The 16,521-nt window shown below is 56.0% G+C and carries 13 protein-coding genes; 3 read left to right on the top strand and 10 right to left on the bottom strand.

The genetic code is table 11. From position 1 onward, the window contains the following. The first annotated feature begins 41 nt into the window (after positions 1–41). Positions 42–1,529: an exopolyphosphatase gene (gene ppx / locus CAP48_RS08575; RefSeq protein ID WP_100695562.1), complete on the top strand. Its 1,488-nt coding sequence runs from the start codon at positions 42–44 to the stop codon at positions 1,527–1,529. Between the two features lie 248 nt (positions 1,530–1,777). Here the strand turns inward: ppx and CAP48_RS08570 are convergent, their stop codons facing one another. From CAP48_RS08570 to CAP48_RS08550, 5 genes are all read right to left on the bottom strand, one after another. Then, a complete protein-coding gene (locus CAP48_RS08570) occupies positions 1,778–2,542 on the bottom strand; it encodes a GNAT family N-acetyltransferase (protein WP_100695561.1) in 765 nt (254 codons plus the stop codon). A gap of 154 nt (positions 2,543–2,696) precedes the next feature. After that, entirely contained in the window at positions 2,697–4,037 is a 1,341-nt protein-coding gene (gene glmM, locus CAP48_RS08565) for a phosphoglucosamine mutase (RefSeq protein WP_100695560.1), read from the bottom strand. Then, entirely contained in the window at positions 4,027–4,878 is an 852-nt protein-coding gene (gene folP, locus CAP48_RS08560) for a dihydropteroate synthase (protein ID WP_100695559.1), read from the bottom strand. Before folP ends, glmM begins: the two co-directional genes overlap by 11 nt. Positions 4,879–4,896: 18 nt before the next feature. Beyond that, the gene (ftsH, locus tag CAP48_RS08555) at positions 4,897–6,804 is read right to left on the bottom strand and encodes an ATP-dependent zinc metalloprotease FtsH (protein WP_100696729.1); all 1,908 of its coding nucleotides are present in this window, start codon (positions 6,802–6,804) and stop codon (positions 4,897–4,899) included. A 370-nt stretch (positions 6,805–7,174) separates the two neighbouring features. Then, entirely contained in the window at positions 7,175–7,828 is a 654-nt protein-coding gene (locus CAP48_RS08550; RefSeq protein WP_100695558.1) for an RlmE family RNA methyltransferase, read from the bottom strand. 15 nt (positions 7,829–7,843) lie between these two features. On the opposite strand from CAP48_RS08550, the gene CAP48_RS08545 reads away from it, so the two are divergent. After that, entirely contained in the window at positions 7,844–8,431 is a 588-nt protein-coding gene (locus CAP48_RS08545) for a YhbY family RNA-binding protein (protein WP_100695557.1), read from the top strand. Positions 8,432–8,567: 136 nt separating this feature from the next. On the opposite strand, the gene greA is transcribed toward CAP48_RS08545, so the two are convergent. Next, entirely contained in the window at positions 8,568–9,044 is a 477-nt protein-coding gene (gene greA / locus CAP48_RS08540; protein WP_100695556.1) for a transcription elongation factor GreA, read from the bottom strand. A 254-nt stretch (positions 9,045–9,298) separates the two neighbouring features. Then, positions 9,299–10,660: a solute carrier family 23 protein gene (locus CAP48_RS08535; protein ID WP_100695555.1), complete on the bottom strand. Its 1,362-nt coding sequence runs from the start codon at positions 10,658–10,660 to the stop codon at positions 9,299–9,301. A 153-nt stretch (positions 10,661–10,813) separates the two neighbouring features. On the opposite strand from CAP48_RS08535, the gene CAP48_RS08530 reads away from it, so the two are divergent. After that, complete coding sequence (locus CAP48_RS08530; RefSeq protein WP_100695554.1) at positions 10,814–11,455, top strand: histidine phosphatase family protein; 642 nt, start codon at positions 10,814–10,816, stop codon at positions 11,453–11,455. Between the two features lie 402 nt (positions 11,456–11,857). On the opposite strand, the gene CAP48_RS08525 is transcribed toward CAP48_RS08530, so the two are convergent. From CAP48_RS08525 to carB, 3 genes are all read right to left on the bottom strand, one after another. Then, positions 11,858–12,610 carry an SDR family oxidoreductase gene (locus CAP48_RS08525; RefSeq protein ID WP_100695553.1) on the bottom strand — a complete coding sequence of 251 codons (753 nt, stop codon included), beginning with the start codon at positions 12,608–12,610 and terminating at the stop codon, positions 11,858–11,860. 39 nt (positions 12,611–12,649) lie between these two features. Continuing rightward, positions 12,650–13,114 carry a bacterioferritin gene (gene bfr, locus CAP48_RS08520; RefSeq protein ID WP_100695552.1) on the bottom strand — a complete coding sequence of 155 codons (465 nt, stop codon included), beginning with the start codon at positions 13,112–13,114 and terminating at the stop codon, positions 12,650–12,652. Positions 13,115–13,269: 155 nt separating this feature from the next. Next, positions 13,270–16,521 (bottom strand): carbamoyl-phosphate synthase large subunit, encoded by a 3,252-nt coding sequence (carB, locus tag CAP48_RS08515; RefSeq protein ID WP_100695551.1) that lies wholly within the window; start codon positions 16,519–16,521, stop codon positions 13,270–13,272.

The following is a 16,521-nucleotide window of genomic DNA, read 5'->3' as shown; positions in this document are numbered from 1 at the left end:
TTTTTACTAAAATGGCCGTTCCTTTACCTATCAGATGCATCATGGACCAACTACTTGCCGCCGTCGATCTTGGCTCCAACAGCTTTCGCCTGTCTATTGCAAGAATTGTCCAGAATGATGATTCAGTACAAATTTACGCAACAGACCGCCTCAAAGAAACCGTCAGGCTTGCTGCCGGCCTGAACACCGACCGCGTGCTTGACGAAGAGGCAATCCAGCGCGCTATTGCCGTGCTGTCCCGTTTTGGTGAACGACTGGAAAATTTCCCGGCCGGACGAGTACGGGCCGTTGCTACCAATACCTTTCGTGTCGCGCGGAATGTGAATGACTTTCTGCCCCGGGCCGAAGCGGCGCTGGGCTATCCGATTGAAGTGATTTCCGGCCAGGAAGAGGCTCGGCTGATTTACTCTGGCGTTGTCCACGAACTGCCGCCATCGACCAAACAACGCTTTGTTGTCGATATCGGCGGCGGCTCCACCGAGTTCATTATCGGACGCGAGCTTGAGCCGCTGATCATGAAGTCTCTGGCGATGGGTTGCGTCAGCTATACCACGTCGTTTTTTCCGAATGGCAAAGTCACTGAAGAAGGCTTTGTACAGGCCGAAATCGCGGCAAGAAAGGAAATTGAGATTATTTCCCGGCAGTTCCGGCATCTGGGCTGGGATGAAGCCTTCGGCTCTTCGGGAACCGCCAAGGCACTGGTCGCGACACTCGAAGAATCGGGCTTTTCGGAAAAAGGCATTACGCTGGCCGGCATGCAAAAACTCAAGAAAGTACTTATCCGCCACGGCAGCGCGCGGGCACCCGAGTTGCGCGGCCTGAAGCTGGATCGCATGGAGGTGCTGCCAGCAGGCCTGTCCATTATGATGGCCATTTTCAGCGAACTTGGCGTCAAGCAAATGTTCCAGGGCGATGGTGCCCTGCGCGTTGGCGTTTTATACGATATGCTGGGTCGTGACAGCTCCCACGACAAACGCGATGAAACGGCTGGCGTGTTCACGAAACGCTATCATATTGATACCCGGCAGGCTGCCCGCGTAAAAAAACAGGCGCTGATTTTTTTTGATTCCATTCTGGCGAATGAGCCGACAGCGGAAGACCTCCGGCGCTATCTGAGCTGGGCCTGCGATCTGCATGAAACCGGCCTGAGCATCTCACAGCATAATTATCACAAGCACACTGCCTATGTGATGGCCAATGCCGATATGCCCGGGTTTTCTGAAGCCGAACAAGAACTACTCTCTTTCCTGACCCTGAGCCATCAGGGCAAGCTGGACAAACTGCTGCCCGAGAAACCAAGCCGCATCAAATGGTTTCTCACGCTGTGTCTGCGGCTGGCCGTCGTGTTCATGCGCCGCCGTCAGCCGGTGACATCCCTTCCCGTATCACTAACAACGGAAAACGAGAAACTGATACTGCGCGTCGGGGAAAAATGGCTGGAGGATCATCCGCTGACACGCTACACGCTGTCGCTGGAGGCCGCCGAATGGAAAAAAGTCGGCTTCACCCTGGACATTGTTCCTTCGTGATATTGCGCATCAGGCAGCGCGGTCATAAGTAGCCGATGGGCGCGACGCCTGCCTGAAAGCCAAGCGCAGTTGCGCCAGCACGTTTAAACAGATCTGACACTGAAACCCAACTTCACCCGGCTTTCCGCTGAAAAATCACCCCCGTCACGAGGACTGGTGTTTGACCGGGTACAGGCGTCTCAGGAGTCGCCGCGGCGGACGGAACAGGCAGCAGGCTGGGAACCTGCAGCCGCAGGTCCGTTGTGAAGTCAGATCAGGCCGAAGTGTTTTTTGTAGCGTGGGTCAATATTGGCCACATCTATAATGACCGGAAAATCTGCGGAATTGAAATCCCGGTCAAACGCGGGCTCACCACAGATGTGCGCGCCGATCTTCAGATATCCTTTAATAAGTGCCGGCGTTCTGGCGTCATCGGTCAGCGTCAACTTGTCCAGCGGATACGGATTGATCGGCACCATGACGGGACGGTCGGGATGCGCATCAATGTCGTGCTTGGCAGCACGCCAGACTTTGGACGCCTGCACACCGCCATCGGCCAGGCTCACACTGGCACAGCCGAGCATGTAGCGATAGTTGTTTTGAAGTAGATAACGCGCCAGGCCGTTCCAGAGCAACATGATTGCCTGGCCATTGCGGTAGTCCGGATGCGTGCAGGAGCGGCCACATTCACACAGAACATGGCGGATATGGGCCAGCTGGTCGATATTGAATTCCAGTTCGGAATAATAGCCACCGGCCTCTACCGCCTTTTCCGGACTCAGGATCCGGTATGTCCCCACAACGGCGTCGGTTTTCAAGTCCTTGACCATCAAGTGGACGCACCACTTGTCAAAGGGCTCGATATCCACGCCATTGACTGCACCGGGGAATACGACGTCCATCTCGTTGGTATAGACCTCATAACGCAATCGCTGCAACTGTTCGACTTCCTCGGCGGTTGTCGCAATCCCCAAGACCAGGCTGTGGCTTGACGCATCATTCTCGTCTGCCTGGATCCGCATGATTTCTTGCATTCGGGTCAATTCCTAAGATTTACTGTAAAGCTGCATGATACCCGGTTCATTTGACAAATACTTTTCACATACAGGTAATATTTGCGATTTTTTTGAGATCTTACAACAGAATGCATGGTCGATAGTGCAAAGTAGCGGCCAGGATCGACGAGAACTACGCGGGCAACTCCACGGCCTGCAGCCGTTCCACGCCCTGCCGAGCCAGCGCTTCGGTTTCGGCTTCGACCATAAGCCGCAATTTAGGCTCGGTACCGGAAGCACGAATCAATACGCGACCGCGTCCGTCGAGCTCGCGCTCAACTTGCGCTTTGGCTTGCTGCAGCCCGTCGTGGGCTGTCCAGTCTACCCCTTTCTTCCATGGCACATTGACCATGATCTGGGGATACATCTTCAGGTCAGAAATAAATTGTGCGAGGTTCTTGCCGCTGCGCACCAGCGCGGTAAGTACTTGCAGACCGGCAATAATGCCGTCTCCGGTACTATGATGATCCAGACACAATAAATGCCCCGAGCTTTCACCGCCATATAGCCAGCCATTTCTTTGCATGGTTTCCAGCACATAACGGTCGCCCACATTGGCCCGCTCGAAGGGAACACCCATAATTTGCATGATCTTTTCAAAGCCGTAATTGGTCATAAGTGTCCCCACGACACCCGCCACGCGGCCATGCGTCATCCGCTCACGCACCATGGCATAAAGCAGCTCGTCACCATTATAGATACGCCCGTCGGCATCAACCATCTGGATCCGATCGGCATCGCCGTCCAGTGCAATACCGTAGTGCGCCCCGACCTCCTGGACTTTCTGTGCCAGCGATTTGGGATACAGAGCGCCCACGTCGCGATTGATGTTGAAGCCATCGGGGGTGCAGCCGATTGCCACGACTTCGGCGCCAAGTTCGCGAAACACGTGGGGTGCAATATGATAGGCAGCGCCGTGCGCGCCATCCACCACGATTTTCATGCCCTTGAGGTCAAGATCGTTCGGAAAGGTACTTTTGCAAAACTCGATATAGCGCCCGGCAGAGTCGGGCATGCGCCGGGCACGGCCGATATGCTCGGAGTCCACGCATCCTACGGGCTCTTCCAGCGCCGTTTCGATTTCCTGCTCTACGTCGTCGGGCAGCTTGGTACCATTACCGGAGAAGAATTTGATGCCATTGTCCTGATAGGCATTGTGCGAAGCGCTAATGACCACCCCGGCAGTCAGGCGTAGCGCCCGCGTGAGGTAGGCCACGGCAGGCGTTGGGATGGGCCCCGCCAGGTAGACGTCGATACCGGCGGCAGACAGCCCGGCTTCCAGCGCAGACTCCAGCATATAACCCGAAATGCGCGTATCCTTGCCGATCAGCACCATGGGGCGCGCACTGTCCTTGTAATTTTTTGACAGCACCCGGCCAGCCGCATAACCCAGGCGCAATGCAAATTCCGCATTGATAACCGGGCCGCCGACCTCGCCTCGTACTCCATCTGTTCCGAAATATTTACGCCCCATGAATTTCTCCTTGTTCTATGGCTGCCCACACTTTGAGGGCATCTACTGTTTGTTCAACGTCGTGTACCCGGATAATGGCGGCCCCTCGATTTACCGCTGCGAGCGCGCCGGCGATACTGCCTGCAACACGCTCTTGCGGGGACCGCCCGGTAATCGCTGCAATCATGGACTTCCGGGACAGACCAACCAATAACGGTGAGTGTAAACCGGACAGCCGGTCCTGTTCATGCAAAAGCTGATAATTCTGCTGCACTGTCTTACCGAAACCATACCCCGGGTCTAAGCAAATGCGCGATGGTGCGATGCCGGCTGCCACCGCAGCGGCCTTGCGCTCCTGCAAAAACTGGCTGACGTCATTGGCAATGTTGTCATATACGGGCGCAAGCTGCATGGTCTTGGGCTCACCCTGCATATGCATCAGGCAGACGCCGCAATTGGGATGTGCAGCCACGACCTCAAGCGCGCCGGGCATACGCAGCGCGTAGATATCGTTGATGAGATCCGCGCCTGCCTCAAGGACGGCGCGCATGACGGTGGGCTTGAAGGTATCGATAGATATGGGCTTGCCGCAATCGCGCAGATTCTGTATGACCGGAATGATACGCCTGAGCTCTTCGTCTTCAGACACCGGGTCTGCGCCTGGGCGCGTGGATTCGCCGCCAATATCCAGGATGTCAGCGCCTTGCGCGATCAGCTCATGGGCATGCCGCGTGGCTGCCTCTGCTGAGAAATGGACCGCGCCATCGGAAAAAGAATCGGGCGTCACGTTAACGATGCCCATAACAAGCGGGCGCTTGAGTGTAAGCTCAAAGCGCCCGCAAATGAATGTGGAATGATTCATGAAAGGTACAGCAGTAGATCAGGCAGTAACAGTTGCTTTATCGCTACCGGGATCCTTCCGGGCAGGACCTGACGAAGGGGGTGGCGTATCCGGAGAATCGCCGGTTGGCTCGGGGTCCTCTGGTGGTCGTGGCGGACGTCCGTTCATGATATCGTTGATCTGATCGGCATTGATGGTTTCCCACTCAAGCAGCGCCTTGGCCATGATATGCATCTTGTCGGTGTTCGCTTCGATGATCCTGCGCGCCACGGAATACTGCTCGTCAATGATACTTCGGATTTCCGCATCCACCTTTTGCATGGTCGCCTCGGAAACATGCGTGGTCTTGGTCACACTACGGCCCAGAAACACTTCATTTTCATTTTCGGCATATACCATGGGACCCAGCGACTCTGTCATCCCGTAGCGGGTCACGATGTCACGGGCAATGGCCGTTGCGCGCTCAAAGTCGTTGGACGCCCCTGTTGTCATCTGGTTCATGAAAATTTCTTCGGCGATACGTCCGCCGAACAGCACCGCGATGGTATTGAGCAAACGCTCTTTATCCATGCTGTAACGATCGCCCTCGGGCAGTTGCATGGTGACACCCAGTGCACGGCCGCGTGGAATAATAGTGACTTTGTGAACCGGGTCAGTTTTGGGCAACATGCGCGCAACAATGGCGTGACCGGATTCGTGGTAAGCCGTATTCTTGCGCTCTTCCTCGGGCATCACGATGGAACGACGTTCTGCGCCCATGATGATCTTGTCCTTGGCGTTTTCGAAATCCATCATGTTGACCGTGCGGCCACTGCGACGCGCGGCGAACAATGCCGCCTCGTTGACGATGTTAGCCAGGTCTGCGCCCGAAAACCCGGGCGTACCACGCGCAATAACAGAAGCCTCGACATTCGGGGCCAGCGGCACTTTGCGCATATGCACGTTCAGAATTTGTTCGCGACCACGTACATCGGGCAGGCTGACCACGACCTGGCGGTCAAAGCGGCCGGGACGCAGCAATGCCGGATCCAGCACGTCAGGACGGTTGGTGGCAGCAATCACAATCACGCTCTGGCCGGATTCGAAACCGTCCATTTCAACCAGCATCTGGTTCAGTGTCTGCTCGCGCTCGTCGTTGCCGCCGCCGACACCGGCGCCACGCTGGCGACCCACTGCATCGATCTCGTCAATAAAGATAATGCATGGTGCCTGTTTCTTGGCGTTTTCGAACATATCGCGCACCCGTGATGCGCCGACACCCACGAACATTTCGACAAAATCGGAGCCGGAGATACTAAAAAACGGCACTTTGGCTTCGCCGGCAATGGCCTTGGCCAGCAGCGTTTTACCGGTGCCCGGAGGACCGACCATCAGCACACCGCGAGGAATACGTCCCCCAAGACGCTGGAATCGGGCTGGTTCACGCAGGAAGTCAACCAGTTCGCGCACGTCTTCCTTGGCCTCATCGCAACCGGCGACATCGGAAAAGGTAATTTGGTTGGTGCTTTCATCAAGCATGCGGGCACGGGATTTGCCGAAGCTGAATGCCCCACCCTTGCCGCCGCCCTGCATCTGGCGCATAAAGAAAAACCACACGCCGATAAGCAACAGCATGGGGAACCACGAAATGAGGGCGCTGAGCAGGAATGATGGTTGCTCGGGCTGTTTAGCGGTGACTTTCACACCTTCGCGCACAAGGTCACCGACCATCCACAAGTCATTGGGGGCGGTAAGCGTGTACGGGCGCGTGCCTGAACTGGGCGTAACCGTGAGGTTGCTACCCTGGATTTCGACACTGGCGACCTTATCCTGCTTGGCATCAGACATGAACTGGCTATAGCTCACGCCCTCTGTAACCTGACCTGCGCCATCGTATTGCTTGAATACTGTAAAAAGTACGAGCGCTACGACCACCCAGATAGCGAATTTTGAAAAAGAATTATTCAACAATCTGACTCCTGCGATGAATGGCAAACGACCCTGAAAGCAGCGTCTTTACCCCGTTCATATGATTCTAACCTATTGATAAAAAAAAGAGGCTTTACAACCGGCTTAAAAACAAATTAAACCATTACCTGTCGTTTCTGTTTCCGGCAAGCAACGGCGCCGGATTACGACTGCGCCAGGGCAGGCCCGTGGCAATCGCAGCAAGTCATGCCCTCGCCTTGAAAACCGGGGAGGCTCACCATTGGTAAGTTGGGGGCGAAAATCCGGTTTCCAAGCAATTTTTGCAAATTTTCCGACGACAGATGCGCCAGAGATGTCCGGGGCGCACATGCAAGGGCCCGATGGGGCCTGCATGTGCGCCCCACTACGATTAAAACTGACGCTTGTCCGGATGCTTAAGACCGCGCCCGAGCAGGAAAGTTTCCGACGATTTGTCGCGCGAGGCCTTGGGCTTGCGCTCCACAACCCGCTTGAAATGTTGTTTGAACATCTGAACGATTTGGGAAAAACCGCTACCGTGGAACGCCTTGACAATCAAGGCGCCGTCGGCAGTCAGGTGTTGCAGCGAAAATGCCACAGCCAGCTCGCATACGTGTTGAATACGTGCCGAATCGGCTGCACTGACCCCTGACAGGTTCGGCGCCATATCGGAAATCACCAAATTGACTTGATGTTCGCCCAGTTTTTCACTAAGGGCTTCAAGCACCGCATCGTCGCGAAAATCGCCCTGTATGAATTCCACGCCTGCAACAGGCTCCATGGGCAGCAGATCCAGCGCGATGACGCGGCCCTGCAACACTCCGCCCTCTGCCGTGAGTCTTTCGCGGGCAACCTGCGACCAACTGCCGGGGGCAGAGCCCAAGTCGACTATAATATCTCCTTTACGCATCAGTTTTTCCGAATCCAGGATTTCGATCAGCTTGAACGCTGCCCGTGCCCGATAGCCCTTCTGCTGAGCCATTTTCACGTATGGATCATTGATATGCTGATGTATCCATTCTTTCGAGAATTTCTTTTTGGCCATTGCCCTGATTACCTTATGCCTACCCTAGAATTAACACCAAAAGAGCGCAGCGAGCTACGCGCTGCCGCCCACCCGCTAAAACCGGTAGTCCTGATCGGTGATCAGGGACTGACGCCTGCGGTGCTGAAAGAAATTGATATGAACCTCACTGCGCATGGCCTGCTTAAGGTGCGCGTTGCCGGAGATGACCGTGCCGCGCGTGTTGACATGCTTGACACTATCTGTGATTCATTATCCTGTGCCGCTGTCGGTCACGTTGGCAAAACGCTTATTTTATATCGACATGGCTCACAAAACCGCCGGTGGGAGCAAAAATCCGAAGAACCCGTTGAACGCAGCCGCCGTCTGCCCAACGAACCACACACGCCCAAAAAACTGCTGGCTGCCGGCAAAACACTGAAAGATCGCAAGAAGCCACGCAAGGCTGCTCGCGGCAACGACGAACTGGCCGGCACCCCTGCGCGCAAACCGGCGAGAGCGCCTGGCGCACGTCCTGGTGCAGATGCGCATGGCATTCCACGCCGCGCAGGCAGCGCCCTGTCGCTGCGTGCCGGTCGCCGCACGACTACTGCACCACGTACTGGCCGACGCGGCGGTCGATAAGCCAGCCGCTTGCAGCCAGAAAAAAAGAAGCCGCAGGACTATTTCTGCGGCTTTTTTGCTGCTACCGGTCAAACTGGGCGACCGATTCCGGTTCGCCTCCTAGGACTGCCGGGAAAGTGGCATCGCGATACGCGACTTATTTGTACTCAACAGAGACAATTTCGAACTCTTTTTCACCGGACGGTACGGTAACGACGACAACATCGCCTTCGGCCTTGCCAATTAACGCCCTGCCCACCGGGCTGGAGATGGAAATCCGGTTCAACCGAATGTCGGATTCGGCGTCGCCGACGATTTGGTAAGTGACGTGGCTCCCCGAGTTCAGATCTTCAATGCCTACGGTCGCGCCAAATACAATGCGGCCGTCGACATCAAGATTGGCGGGATCAATAATTTGCGCATTGGACAAAAGGCCTTCCAGTTCATTGATGCGGCCTTCGACGAAGCCCTGGCGTTCCCGGGCGGCATCGTATTCTGCATTTTCTGACAGATCGCCCTGCGCGCGCGCCTCAGCAATCGCCTGGATTACGTTGGGGCGCTCTACGCTGATCAAGCGGTGCAATTCTTCTTCTAAGCGCTTCGCACCTTGCGCTGTTAATGGAATACCTGCCATATCTGTCTCAAAAAAGTAAAAACGCCCCCATTGCACCGGTTTGTGCCATGATGATGAGCGTGCTGTTGTGTTATAGGCCCGGCCAACGATGTCTGGCACAAGCGCAAAAGGATGGGAAAAACAAAAATAAGCCCCGGCACTGGTAAGCTAGTGCCAGGGACATCGTTATGACATTGTCTCCAATTCCCGGCTAAATTGCAAGCATTCGGGAAAATGTTGCTAAAGTACTGAAAACAATTGAAAAAATCTAAGTTTTAACCGTTCTGCTGCTGGTCAAACGGGCTTTGATCGGGCTCCGATGCAGGACGCCGACGCACACCAAGCAGCGCGTACAAAATAATGGCGCCGAAGGTGGCCGTGCCGATGCCCTCGAGCTTGAACGCCCCAAATTGGAGGGTGAAATTGCCGGCGCCCATCAGCAAGGTGACCGCAGCCACGATCAGATTCCGGTTATCGCTGAAGTCGACCCGATTGACCACCCAGATGCGCGCACCAGCAATGGCGATCAGACCGAACACCACCATGGAAACCCCGCCCAGTACCGGCCCCGGAATAGCATGGATGAGTGCGCCAAACTTGGGGGAAAAACCCAATAAAATGGCAATACACGCCGCCGCCACAAACACCAGGGTTGAATAAATACGCGTGACCGCCATGACGCCGATATTTTCCGCGTAAGTGGTCACCCCGGTGCCGCCGACCGCCCCGGAAATCATGGTGGCAACGCCATCGCCCACAAAGGCGCGTCCCAAATACTGATCAAGATTTTGGCCGGTCATGGCGCTGACGGCACGAATATGCCCCAGGTTTTCTGCAATCAGAATAACGGCGACAGGCACCATCACGGTGATCGCCGGGACACTGAAAACGGGCGCAACCAGTGTTGGCAATCCGAACCAGGCCGCCGCCTGGACTTCCGAAAAATCAATGGGTGTGCCCAGGCCCGCGACATTGGTGAGCAACCAGTAAAATACGCAAGCAGCGATCAGGCCCAGCAGAATCAGCAGCCGCTGGATCATACCGCGCGTAAAGACAGCGACGCCGGCGACACACAGAATGGTCATCAAGGCCATGAGCGCCTCGAACGTGGAGCCCGAGCCCATTGCGCCCTTGGCCGCAATCGGCGCCAGGTTCAGGCCAATGACGGCGACAATGGCGCCCGTCACGACAGGCGGCATGAGGCGTTCGATCCACGCAGATCCGTTGCCGCGGCTATTGGCATACCATACCAGCAGCCCGACCAGCGTATACACCAGACCGCATACGATAATGGCGCCCAGCGCCACGCCGATATTGGCGTTAGGCCCGCTTCCCGCATATCCGGTCACGGATACAACGCCGCCGATGAAGGCGAAGCTGGAGCCCAGATAACTGGGCACGCGACCGGCCACGAAAAAGAAAAAAATCAGCGTACCGATACCCGACATCAAAACCGCCAGGTTGGCATCAAATCCCATCAGCAGGGGAGCCAGCACCGTCGCACCAAACATGGCGACAACGTGTTGCGCGCCCATGACCGTGGTTTGCGGCCAGGACAACCGTTCGTCGGGTGCTACAATCTGATGATCCCGGGCCCGCTCAACCCGCCGCCAGATTGGAAAAAAAGGTCCACTCATTACTTTCCCCATTCAGATGTGATGTCATATTTTGCTGGATATGCAGTGTACGACCTGAGCGGTACGCAGGGCAAGCAAAACAGCGGCCGCACCCGCTGCCCTGGCCCGTAAACCTTATTGGCTATCACTTTATTCGTCTTTGAAACCACAACTATGTCACACACCGATTTCTGGATAATCCGCCACGGCGAAACCGACTGGAACGCCGAACGCCGCCTCCAAGGTTGGCGCGATATTCCACTCAATACCAACGGCCTGGCGCAGGCCGAGGCGCTTGGCAGCCATCTGCAGAGCTGTTTTGCAGACGACATGCCTGCGCATATCTACACGAGTGATCTGGAACGGGCATATCGGACCGCCCTTCCCTATGCCCAGGCATGCAGCAAGCCGGTTAAACAACTGCCGGGACTGCGCGAGCGCAACTACGGGGTTCTTGAAGGTCGGCTCTGGTCGGAATTGACAGGATTTGACTCGGCACGCAACCATAACCTGGCCATCGAACTGGACCAGGAGCAACACCAGGCAGAGGATCTGCAAACGTTCTTTACACGAATCAGACAGACACTGAATGCACTGGCGCAAAAACACAAAAATGAAACCATCCTGGTCGTCAGCCATGGTGGCGCCATTGATATGATGTGGCGGGCCGCCAGAAATGTGGCGCCGGATGCGCCGCGTGAATTCTCACAGCGCAATACCTGCATCAACCGCTTGCGGATTTTGACTGATGACCATTGGCAAATTGTCTCCTGGGCCGATACATCGCATTTGCCACAACTCACTACCGCATCGTAAACGGCTGCCTCGTAAACCACGTTCGCGCGGTCCCCGACAGGCGTCGGATTTGACTCGACATTGGATGGTCAAGCTGGCCCGACACTGGGCCATTGGATCTGACTCGACATTATCTCGGCGACCTTAACTTGAAGTCGGGCCAACAGGCTTGACTCGAATTAGGGCCATGAGACTTGACTCAACTCTGCGCCATCGGATCTGATCCGAGCCTCTCCCGGCCAGCTTGACTCAAGACCGTGGCGTCGAGCATGGCTCGAATCTGGGTTAACAGGCTTGACTCGACACTGGGCCATCTGACTTGGCTCGAGACTGGACGATCGGGCTTGACTTGGCATTGTGCTTAACAAAAATCGCGTTACCCTCGGATCAACGCTAACTACAGATGCCACGCGCCCAATGCCGTTATTGACGGCGGGGTTTGCGGCCAGCGCGGCTCATGATGCGGTCATAGAGCGCATTTGGAATCAAGCGCAACAAGCGGGCAACGACGCCCATTTGCCACGGAATGACCGTATAGCGGGAGCCTCGGGCAATCGCCTTGCCCGCGCGCTGCGCAAAGACCTGCGGTTTCATCAGGAACGGCATGGGATAAGGATTGTGCTGCGTCATGGGTGTGGCGACAAATCCGGGCGCAATGGTCACAACCTTGACCCCGGTGCCGTACAGATCAATACGCAGGCTTTCAAGAAAGACGGTGACCGCTGCCTTGGATGCGCTATATGCACTGGAGCCCGGCAAGCCGCGCACGCCGGCAACACTGCTAATACCGACCAGTGTGCCGCTGCCGCGTTGCTGCATGGCCGGGATAAAGGGCTCAAAGGTCGCACCCATGCCCAGCACATTGGTTTCGATAATTTCCCTGAATACCTGGGCGTCTTCAGGTATGCCATTGAGAATGCCCACACTGATCCCGGCATTTGCAATCACAATATCTACCGGTCCTTGTCGGATAAAATCGGCAGCTGCCGCGTGCAGGTCTGCGCCATGCCGCACATCGCCTGCGTAACAGGTCGCGGGCCTTGACAAGGAAGCGGACAGCGCCTGCAGCTTGTCGCCCGAGCGGGCGAACAGGCCCAGTTGCGCGCCCTGGGCATCGTAATACCGGGCTAACGCCTGTCCCAGGCCGCTGCTGGCGCCGCTAATAAAAACCCGCATGCCGCTGCAATCGCCCTGGCTCTATTACGCTCGCAATTATCACAATTGAGATTGAAGATAGTTTTGCAGCCCCAGGCGCTCAATCAGGCGCAATTGCTGTTCCAGCCAGTGTGCGTGATCTTCCTCGGTATCTTCCAATTGCGTACGCAGCATTTCGCGCGTGACATAGTCGCCAGACTCTTCACAAAGCGCAATACCCTGTTTCAGGTTTTCGCGAACTTCAAACTCTGTATCCAGATCCAGTTGCAGCATTTCCTGCACATCCTTGCCGACCCGGATATCCGCAGACACCATTGCAGGCGTGCCCTCCAGCATGAGAATGCGACGGATCAGCGCGTCGGCGTGATCTGTCTCATCCTGCATCTCGTGACCGATGCGGTCAAACAGTTTGCTATACCCCCATTCGTGGTACATGCGTGAGTGAATAAAGTACTGGTCTCTGGCTGCAAGCTCACCTGAAAGCAAGAAGTTCAGAAAGTCTATAACTTTAGGATGGCCTTTCATTGTGCTGCTCCTTGAAAGAATCAAACGTAAAACCGTATTTTAAGAGAGGTTTGCGCAGCACATGCGCAATAAAGAAAAATTGCCAAATTTCACGAAGAAAAATGGCAATCGTTCTCATTATCTACACGCAATGGCCATGCGGCCCGACAACAGACTTATGTCTTTTTTGCCGATGCCAGCCCGCCATGCAACTCCTGTAGCGAATACACCTGGATGCCATCGGAGTCGCGCAGGTATTGCATGCCTTCGATGGCCGCACGGGCGCCTGCCAGCGTGGTAAAGAAGGTGACCCGATCGGCCAGCGACTGAGTACGGATCACGCGCGAATCGGCGATCGCATTGCGGCGCTCTTCAACCGTATTGATAACAAGGTGAATCTCGCCATTCTTGAGCATGTCGACCACGTGCGGTCGCCCTTCAGTCACCTTATTGACCACCTGCGCCTCTACGCCCGCCTCAATGAGTTTGGCGGCCGTACCGCGGGTGGCCACGATTTTGAAGCCCAGGTTGACCAGGCCGCGGGCCAGTTCCACCGCCTTGGACTTATCCTGATCCTTGACGCTCAGGAAGGCCGTGCCCGATTCGGGAAGCAGTACGCCGGCGGCCAGTTGGGACTTGACAAAAGCCTCACCAAAAGTGCGTCCTACGCCCATGACTTCGCCGGTCGATTTCATTTCAGGGCCCAGGATGGTATCGACGCCGGGGAACTTGACGAAGGGGAACACGGCTTCCTTGACGGAGAAATAAGACGGTACCACTTCCTCGGTCACCCCTTGCTCTGCGAGCGACTTGCCGGCCATCGCGCGGGCTGCAATCTTGGCCAGTTGATAACCCGTCACTTTTGACACATACGGCACGGTGCGCGAGGCGCGCGGATTGACTTCCAGCACATAGACCTGCCCGCCCTGGATGGCAAACTGCACATTCATCAGGCCGCGAACATTTAGCGCCCGCGCCATCAGGCTGGTCTGCCGCTTGATTTCTTCAATCACTTCTGGAGACAGCGAATACGGAGGCAGACTGCAGGCCGAATCGCCCGAATGCACGCCCGCCTGTTCGATATGCTCCATGACGCCGCCGATGAAAACCACTTCCTCGTCGGCCAGGCAATCGACATCAACTTCCGTTGCATCATTCAGGAACCGGTCAAGCAGCACCGGAGAGTCATTGCTGACCTTCACCGCTTCGCGCATATAGCGCTCCAGGTCGGTCTGTTCATGAACAATCTCCATGGCGCGGCCGCCCAGCACATAGCTGGGCCGAACCACCAGCGGGTAGCCGATTTCGGCAGCATGCGCAATGGCTTCTGCCTCGGTACGCGCTGTCCGGTTCGGAGGCTGGCGCAGGCCAAGTTTTTGCAGCAGCTTCTGGAAGCGCTCACGGTCTTCAGCCACGTCAATGGATTCGGGACTGGTGCCAATGATAGGAACGCCGTTGGCTTCCAGCGCACGGGCCAGTTTCAGCGGCGTTTGTCCGCCGTACTGTACGATCATGCCCACCGGGCGCTCCAGATGCACGATTTCCAGCACATCTTCAAGCGTCAGCGGCTCGAAATAAAGCCTATCGGATGTATCGTAATCGGTGGAGACGGTTTCGGGATTGCAGTTGACCATGATGGTTTCATAGCCGTCTTCGCGCAGGGCCAGCGCCGCATGCACACAGCAATAATCGAATTCGATACCCTGGCCGATACGGTTAGGGCCTCCGCCGAGCACGATGATTTTCTTTTTATCCGTCGGATGCGATTCGCACTCTTCTTCATAGGTGGAATACATGTACGCGGTTTTGGTGGCGAACTCTGCGGCGCAGGTGTCGACGCGCTTGTAGACCGGACGCACGCCCAATTGATGGCGTACCTTGCGCACTTCCGATTCGGATACATCCAGCAAGAATGCCAGGCGACGATCTGAAAAGCCGTGGCGCTTGAGGCGACGCATGACACGCTCGTTCAAGTCGGACAGCGTCTTCTGTTCAAGCTCCAGCTCAATATCGACAATCTCCTTGATCTGTTCAAGGAACCAGGGATCAATCTTGGTGAGCGAATGCACTTCTTCCAGGGTGAAACCCTGTGCAAACGCATCACCGACATACCAGATCCGATCAGGACCCGGCTCGGCCAGTTCCACCTGCAGTTTTTCCCGATCAAGTGTTTTCTGGTTCAGTCCGTCAACACCGACTTCGAGTCCGCGCAAGGCTTTCTGGAATGATTCCTGGAAAGTGCGGCCCATAGCCATGACTTCGCCGACCGATTTCATTTGTGTTGTCAGGCGGGAATCGGCCTGCGGAAATTTTTCAAAGGCAAAGCGCGGGATCTTGGTGACCACGTAATCGATGGTCGGCTCAAAAGAGGCTGGCGTCTCACCCCCGGTAATCTCGTTTTGCAGTTCGTCCAGTGTATAGCCGACCGCCAGGCGAGCCGCCACTTTGGCAATCGGAAAGCCGGTTGCCTTGGAAGCCAGCGCCGAAGAGCGCGATACACGCGGGTTCATCTCGATCACGATCATGCGGCCGTTTTCAGGATTGACCGCAAACTGAACGTTGGAGCCGCCGGTTTCCACCCCGATCTCGCGTAGTACCGCGATAGAGGCATTACGCATGATCTGATATTCCTTGTCGGTCAGGGTTTGCGCAGGCGCCACGGTGATTGAGTCGCCAGTGTGCACGCCCATGGGATCCAGGTTCTCGATCGAGCAGATAATAATACAGTTGTCCGCCTTGTCGCGCACCACTTCCATCTCGTATTCTTTCCAGCCCAGCAGCGATTCCTCGATCAGCAGTTCATTGGTCGGAGAGGCTTCCAGACCGCGACGGCAGATCGTTTCAAATTCCTCGGCGTTATAGGCAATCCCCCCGCCGGTGCCACCCAGCGTAAAGCTGGGGCGAATAACTGCCGGAAAACCGCTGGTGCCCGCTTCCGCCGCAATGCGCTTTTGCACTTGCCAGGCTTCATCCAGCGAGTGGGCAACGCCTGATTTGGCCGATTCCAGACCGATGCTGGTCATGGCGTCCTTGAACTTGAGCCTGTCTTCGGCTTTCTCGATGGCCTGCTCGTTGGCGCCGATCATCTGGACGTTATATTTTTCCAGTACGCCGTTATGCGCAAGATCAAGCGCGCAGTTCAGTGCGGTCTGACCGCCCATGGTGGGCAGCAGCGCATCAGGGCGCTCTACTTCAATAATTTTTTCTACCGCTTTCCAGGTAATTGGCTCGATATAGGTCACATCGGCGGTTTCCGGGTCTGTCATGATGGTGGCCGGATTGCTGTTGACCAAAATGGTGCGATAACCTTCGGCTTTCAGGGCTTTGCACGCCTGTGCACCCGAATAATCAAATTCGCAGGCCTGACCAATAATGATCGGACCAGCGCCGATAATCAATATGCTTTTTATGTCGGTACGCTTGGGCAT

The sequence above is a fragment of the Advenella sp. S44 genome (assembly GCF_002810445.1).
Taxonomy (GTDB): Bacteria; Pseudomonadota; Gammaproteobacteria; order Burkholderiales; family Burkholderiaceae_B; genus Advenella.
This window is presented reverse-complemented; position numbering and strand designations above follow the sequence as displayed.

What these genes read in the sequence shown, in the direction of transcription:
- ppx (WP_100695562.1), top strand. Translation starts at nt 42, where the DNA reads ATGGACCAACTACTTGCCGCCGTCGATCTTGGCTCCAACAGCTTTCGC.
- CAP48_RS08570 (WP_100695561.1), bottom strand. Translation starts at nt 2,542, where the DNA reads ATGCAAGAAATCATGCGGATCCAGGCAGACGAGAATGATGCGTCAAGC.
- glmM (WP_100695560.1), bottom strand. Translation starts at nt 4,037, where the DNA reads ATGGGGCGTAAATATTTCGGAACAGATGGAGTACGAGGCGAGGTCGGC.
- folP (WP_100695559.1), bottom strand. Translation starts at nt 4,878, where the DNA reads ATGAATCATTCCACATTCATTTGCGGGCGCTTTGAGCTTACACTCAAG.
- CAP48_RS08550 (WP_100695558.1), bottom strand. Translation starts at nt 7,828, where the DNA reads ATGGCCAAAAAGAAATTCTCGAAAGAATGGATACATCAGCATATCAAT.
- CAP48_RS08545 (WP_100695557.1), top strand. Translation starts at nt 7,844, where the DNA reads ATGCCTACCCTAGAATTAACACCAAAAGAGCGCAGCGAGCTACGCGCT.
- greA (WP_100695556.1), bottom strand. Translation starts at nt 9,044, where the DNA reads ATGGCAGGTATTCCATTAACAGCGCAAGGTGCGAAGCGCTTAGAAGAA.
- CAP48_RS08535 (WP_100695555.1), bottom strand. Translation starts at nt 10,660, where the DNA reads ATGAGTGGACCTTTTTTTCCAATCTGGCGGCGGGTTGAGCGGGCCCGG.
- CAP48_RS08530 (WP_100695554.1), top strand. Translation starts at nt 10,814, where the DNA reads ATGTCACACACCGATTTCTGGATAATCCGCCACGGCGAAACCGACTGG.
- CAP48_RS08525 (WP_100695553.1), bottom strand. Translation starts at nt 12,610, where the DNA reads ATGCGGGTTTTTATTAGCGGCGCCAGCAGCGGCCTGGGACAGGCGTTA.
- bfr (WP_100695552.1), bottom strand. Translation starts at nt 13,114, where the DNA reads ATGAAAGGCCATCCTAAAGTTATAGACTTTCTGAACTTCTTGCTTTCA.
- carB (WP_100695551.1), bottom strand. Translation starts at nt 16,521, where the DNA reads ATGCCCAAGCGTACCGACATAAAAAGCATATTGATTATCGGCGCTGGT.